At 69.5% G+C, this 4,639-nt stretch carries 6 protein-coding genes; 3 read left to right on the plus strand and 3 right to left on the minus strand.

Features of this window, described 5'->3' with window-relative positions:
• Positions 1-71 precede the first annotated feature (71 nt).
• Positions 72-755, plus strand: coding sequence for a response regulator transcription factor (locus VFX99_RS01135; RefSeq protein WP_329664483.1), 684 nt, complete (start codon positions 72-74; stop codon positions 753-755).
• 23 nt (positions 756-778) lie between these two features.
• On the opposite strand, the gene VFX99_RS01140 is transcribed toward VFX99_RS01135, so the two are convergent.
• Positions 779-1,279 carry a DNA modification methylase gene (locus VFX99_RS01140; RefSeq protein ID WP_329664484.1) on the minus strand — a complete coding sequence of 167 codons (501 nt, stop codon included), beginning with the start codon at positions 1,277-1,279 and terminating at the stop codon, positions 779-781.
• A gap of 161 nt (positions 1,280-1,440) precedes the next feature.
• Between VFX99_RS01140 and VFX99_RS01145 the strand changes: the two genes are divergently transcribed.
• Together VFX99_RS01145 and ispD are read left to right on the plus strand one after the other, a co-directional pair.
• Positions 1,441-1,923, plus strand: a complete 483-nt coding sequence (locus VFX99_RS01145; protein WP_314506144.1) for a CarD family transcriptional regulator — start codon at positions 1,441-1,443, stop codon at positions 1,921-1,923.
• A gap of 27 nt (positions 1,924-1,950) precedes the next feature.
• The gene (gene ispD, locus VFX99_RS01150) at positions 1,951-3,156 is read left to right on the plus strand and encodes a 2-C-methyl-D-erythritol 4-phosphate cytidylyltransferase (RefSeq protein ID WP_329664485.1); all 1,206 of its coding nucleotides are present in this window, start codon (positions 1,951-1,953) and stop codon (positions 3,154-3,156) included.
• A 45-nt stretch (positions 3,157-3,201) separates the two neighbouring features.
• On the opposite strand, the gene VFX99_RS01155 is transcribed toward ispD, so the two are convergent.
• Complete coding sequence (locus VFX99_RS01155) at positions 3,202-3,666, minus strand: GNAT family N-acetyltransferase (RefSeq protein ID WP_329664486.1); 465 nt, start codon at positions 3,664-3,666, stop codon at positions 3,202-3,204.
• A gap of 2 nt (positions 3,667-3,668) precedes the next feature.
• Positions 3,669-4,616 carry a DMT family transporter gene (locus VFX99_RS01160; RefSeq protein ID WP_329664487.1) on the minus strand — a complete coding sequence of 316 codons (948 nt, stop codon included), beginning with the start codon at positions 4,614-4,616 and terminating at the stop codon, positions 3,669-3,671.
• Between the last annotated feature and the right edge of the window lie 23 nt (positions 4,617-4,639).

Below are 4,639 nucleotides of genomic sequence, written 5' to 3' on the forward strand. Positions count from 1 at the left end.
CCGACGCCGGAGGCGTCCCAGCCGGTGAAGCCCCGCCCCGCCGCATCCCACCCCACGAACGGAGCACCCGCATGACTCGCGTCCTGATCGTCGAGGACGAGCCGGATCTGGCCGATCCGCTCGCCTACCTCCTGCGCCGAGAGGGCTACGAGGTGGAGATCGCCGAGGACGGACCGTCGGCCCTGGTCGCCTATCGCGACCGCGGCGCCGACATCGTGCTGCTCGATCTGATGCTGCCCGGCATGTCCGGCACGGAGGTGTGCCGTCAGATCCGGGCCGCCTCGCGCGTGCCGATCATCATGCTGACCGCCAAGGACTCGGAAGTGGACATCGTGGTCGGGCTCGAGCTCGGCGCCGACGACTATGTGACCAAGCCCTACTCGGCGCGCGAACTGCTGGCGCGGATGCGCTCCGTTCTGCGGCGGGTGGCGCAGGTCGAGGCCGACCTCGAGGACCACATCCTCGACGGCGGGCGAGTGGTGCTCGACATCGACCGGCACACCGTGGCCGTCGACGGCCGCGAGATCAGCATGCCGCTGAAGGAATTCGAGCTCCTCGAGGTGCTGATGCGGAATGCAGGGAGGGTTCTTACCCGCGGCCAGCTCATCGATCGGGTGTGGGGGACCGACTACTTCGGCGACACCAAGACCCTCGACGTGCACATCAAGCGGATCCGCTCCCGCATCGAGCAGCACCCCAGCGAACCGTCGATGCTCATGACGGTACGAGGGTTGGGCTACCGCTTCGAGGGCTGATCGCCCAGGAGCTGCTCAGCGCGTCAGGGCAGCAGTTCGCCGTAGTAGTCGAGCGCGCCGTCGAGGACCGGCACCTCGAACAGCACGCCTTCGCCGTCGCCCGACTGGAAGAACATCGGCAGGTTCGCACCGGGCTTCGTGTCGATGCCTTCGAGCAGCAGCGGCTCGGTCTCTTCGGTGCCGAGGCTGAGGACGGTGTTCGCCGGAACCCGGATCTCCTCGGTCGACTTCGACGACCCCTCGCCGTACTCGATCGTCAGCGTGTGCGAGTCGGAGGTCTGGTTGACGATGGCGGCGACGAGGTTGCCGTCGACGCCCTCTTCGTCCGACACGATCAGGACGTTGCGCACCTGAAGCGGTCCGGAATCGGGGATGTTGACCCCGTCGGACGGCGCGTACTGGATTTGGGTGGCCTGCGTCGAGAGCATGGCGCAGCCACTCGATCCGAGGACCACGATGGCGCCTACGGCGAGGGACGCGATGAGGCGCGATTTCACGGATCCTCCAGGGACGGATGATGGCATCCCTAGCATTCTAGGGGGTCGTCGACAGCCCCGCGGAGGCGCGCGCGGGACGCGCGGAGGCGCGCGCGAGAGCGGAAGCACGCGCGCGCGAGGGGTGGGCGGCGAACCTTACCGCATGTTGGCCTGTGGTATCCTAGAGGTTGCCGAAAGGACATAACTCCATGCTTTTTGAGGTTGGCGAAACCGTCGTTTACCCGCACCACGGGGCCGCGACGATCATCGAAGTCAAAGACCGGGTCATCAAGGGCGAGACCAAGAAATATCTGAAGCTCAACGTCACTCAGGGCGATCTCATCATCGAGGTTCCCGCGGAGAATGTCGACCTCGTCGGCGTCCGCGACGTCATCGGCAAAGAGGGTCTCGACCGCGTCTTCGAGGTGCTGCGTGCACCGTTCACCGAAGAGCCCACGAACTGGTCGCGCCGCTATAAGGCGAACCTCGAGAAGCTCGCTTCGGGTGATGTCATCAAGGTCAGCGAGGTCGTTCGCGACCTGTGGCGTCGTGACCAGGACCGCGGCCTGTCAGCCGGTGAGAAGCGCATGCTCGCCAAGGCGAAGCAGATCCTCATCTCCGAGCTCGCGCTCGCAGAGAAGACCGACGAAGAGCAGGCCGGCGCCATCCTCGACGAGGTCCTCGCGTCCTGACCGCGCCCTGACGGTAGCGTGGCAGGCGTGAGCATCACGCCTGTGCCCCGCATCGCGGTGATCGTCGTCGGAGCAGGCTCGGGCACACGCCTGGGTGCAACCGTGCCGAAGGCATTCGTCGGCATCGACGAGCACACGATGCTCCGTCATGCCCTCACCCGTGTCTTCGCGGGCCCGCAGGCGCAGGTCATCGTCGTGGCTCCGGACGGACGCGAAGGCGACGCACTCACCGACGCCCTCGCCGCGGCCGGTGACCGTCGAGACCTGGTCACCGTGGTGACGGGCGGCTCGAGCCGACAGGCATCCGTCGCGGCGGGCATCGACGCGCTGTGGGGAGACGTCGAGGTGGTGCTCGTCCACGACGCCGCGCGGGCGCTGACCCCGCCCGATGTGTTCGAGCGGGTCGTCGCCGCCGTCGACGCCGGAAACGCCGGTGCCATCCCGGCGCTGCCCGTCATCGACACCATCAAGCGGGTCGAGCGGGACCGTGTCGTGTCGGCCGTCGATCGGGCCGAGCTCTCGGCGGCTCAGACTCCTCAGGGCTTCCGGCGCAGCATCCTGGTGTCCGCCTACGGGTCCGCGGATCAGGAGTACACCGACGATGCGGCCCTGGTGGCGGCAGCGGGCCACGACGTTGCGGTCGTCGAGGGCGACGCGCTCGCGTTCAAGATCACGACACCCGCCGACCTCGAGCGTGCCCGGTCGCTTGCGGCGCGGCATCCGCTCTCTCCCTCGATCGCACGCCTCGACAACCCGCCGGCCGTTCCGCGCGTCGGGGTGGGGACCGACGTGCACGCGTTCGGAGGCGACGGATCGCTCTGGCTGGCCGGCCTGGAATGGCCCGGCGAGCCGGCGTTGTCTGGGCACTCCGACGGCGATGCGGTCGCGCATGCGATCGTCGATGCGCTTCTGTCGGCCGCGGGACTCGGCGACATCGGGACGCACTTCGGCACCGACCACCCCGAGTACGCCGGCGCTCACGCCGAGGTGTTCCTCAGCCGAACCGCTGCCCTGCTGGGCGAGGCGGGGTGGCGGGTGGGCAACGTCGCCGTCCAGGTGCAGGCGAACCGGCCGCGCTTCGCGGCGCGGCGCGCGGAGGCCGAGGCGGTGCTGTCTGCCGCACTGGGCGGCGCGCCGGTATCGGTGTCGGCGACGACGACCGATGGCCTCGGCTTCCCGGGCCGCGGCGAGGGCGTCGCCGCGTTCGCCATGGCTTTGGTGACACCCGCCTGAGACGGGCGGGCGGCGCGGCGCTGTGCGGCTCTGTGCGCTCTACGGTCAGAGCGTGCGCGTCATGAATACCGAGAACGGGTCGTCGGTGTATCCCTCGAACGGGCCGCACCGCGTGAAGCCCTCGCTCTCGTACAGGCGCTGCGCGGGCACGAAGTCGTCGGGGCTGCCGGTCTCGAGCCACAGGCTCTTCATGCCGCGCTCCCGGGCCGCCGCCATGATGTGCAGCAGGATCGCGCGCCCGATACCGCTGCCGCGGAAGCGGTCGTCGACCCGCATCGACTTCAGTTCGCCGCGCTCGGCGTCGATCTGCTTCAGCGCGCCGATGCCCGCGAGCTCTCCGCCGATCCACGCCGACCAGAACGTGATCGACGGATGCCGGAGGGCGTCCAGATCGAGCGCGTGCACGCTTTCGGGCGGCGACGTGTCGTGCATGCCCTCGAGGTGCCGGGCGATGAGCGTGCGGATGGCGTCGCCGCTGAGGTCGTCGACGCGGATCTCGATGCTCGGCATGCTCAGCCCTCCACCGCGAACGGGACGGGATCCCGCGGTGCCCGCGATCCCCACGCGAGCAGTGCCAGACCGGCGGCGAGCACGGCGAGCCCCAGGATCGCGAGCAGCGAGAGCCGCTCGCCGAGCACGACGATGCCCAGGATGCTGGCGGTCAGCGGCTCGCCGAGGGTGAGCGTCGCGGCAGTCGCGGCGGTGAGCCCGCCGAGTCCCCACGTGAACATCACGTAGGCGATCGAGATCGTCGCGATGCCGAGCCACAGCGCCATGATGAGCCCGGACGTCGTGGACAGCCAGCCGAGGTCGACGAACGGGAGCACGAGAGCCGACAGGACGGCTGAACTCGCGCCCATCGCCCCGACGACCGTGAAGGGATCCCAGCCCTGATCGAGCAGTCGGCGCTGCACGTTGGCGATGACCGCGAAGGTCGCGCCGGCGCCGACGCTGCCCAGAAGACCCACCGGGTCGGTGCCGCCTGCACCGCCGGCCTCTCCGCCGAAGCCGAGCAGCACGACGCCGACGGTCGCGAGCGCGGTCGCCGTCATCCAGGTGCTGCTGGGCACGCGGCGGGTCAGCCCCCATTCGAGGAGCCCCGCCAGGATGGGCGCCGACCCCAGCGCGACGACGGTTCCGACCGCGACGCCGTTGCGCTCGGTGCCGAGGAAGAACAGCGGCTGGTACAGCGCCAGACAGAAGCCGGTCAGCACCATGAGCGCGAGTGACCGGATGCCGGTCTTCGACAGGCTCAGGGACCGAGGCGGCGCGATGGTGGACCGGCGCGCGTGCCGTCGGGCGAGCGAGAACGCGAGAATCGCGAGTCCCGTGCCGCCGATCACCAGTCGAACGGCGCCGACGGAGAGCGGAGTCGTGTCGTCCGGCCCGAGCGCCATCGACGTGCCGGTCGTACCGAACAGCAGCGCAGCGGCGAGGACGGCGAGGACGTGAAGCACCATCCAGTTCTACAGGCAGACCGCCC

It is taken from the genome of Microbacterium sp., from assembly GCF_036277215.1.
Lineage (GTDB): Bacteria > Actinomycetota > Actinomycetes > Actinomycetales > Microbacteriaceae > Microbacterium.

What these genes read in the sequence shown, in the direction of transcription:
- VFX99_RS01155 (WP_329664486.1), bottom strand. Translation starts at nt 3,666, where the DNA reads ATGCCGAGCATCGAGATCCGCGTCGACGACCTCAGCGGCGACGCCATC.
- VFX99_RS01140 (WP_329664484.1), bottom strand. Translation starts at nt 1,279, where the DNA reads ATGCCATCATCCGTCCCTGGAGGATCCGTGAAATCGCGCCTCATCGCG.
- VFX99_RS01145 (WP_314506144.1), top strand. Translation starts at nt 1,441, where the DNA reads ATGCTTTTTGAGGTTGGCGAAACCGTCGTTTACCCGCACCACGGGGCC.
- VFX99_RS01160 (WP_329664487.1), bottom strand. Translation starts at nt 4,616, where the DNA reads ATGGTGCTTCACGTCCTCGCCGTCCTCGCCGCTGCGCTGCTGTTCGGT.
- VFX99_RS01135 (WP_329664483.1), top strand. Translation starts at nt 72, where the DNA reads ATGACTCGCGTCCTGATCGTCGAGGACGAGCCGGATCTGGCCGATCCG.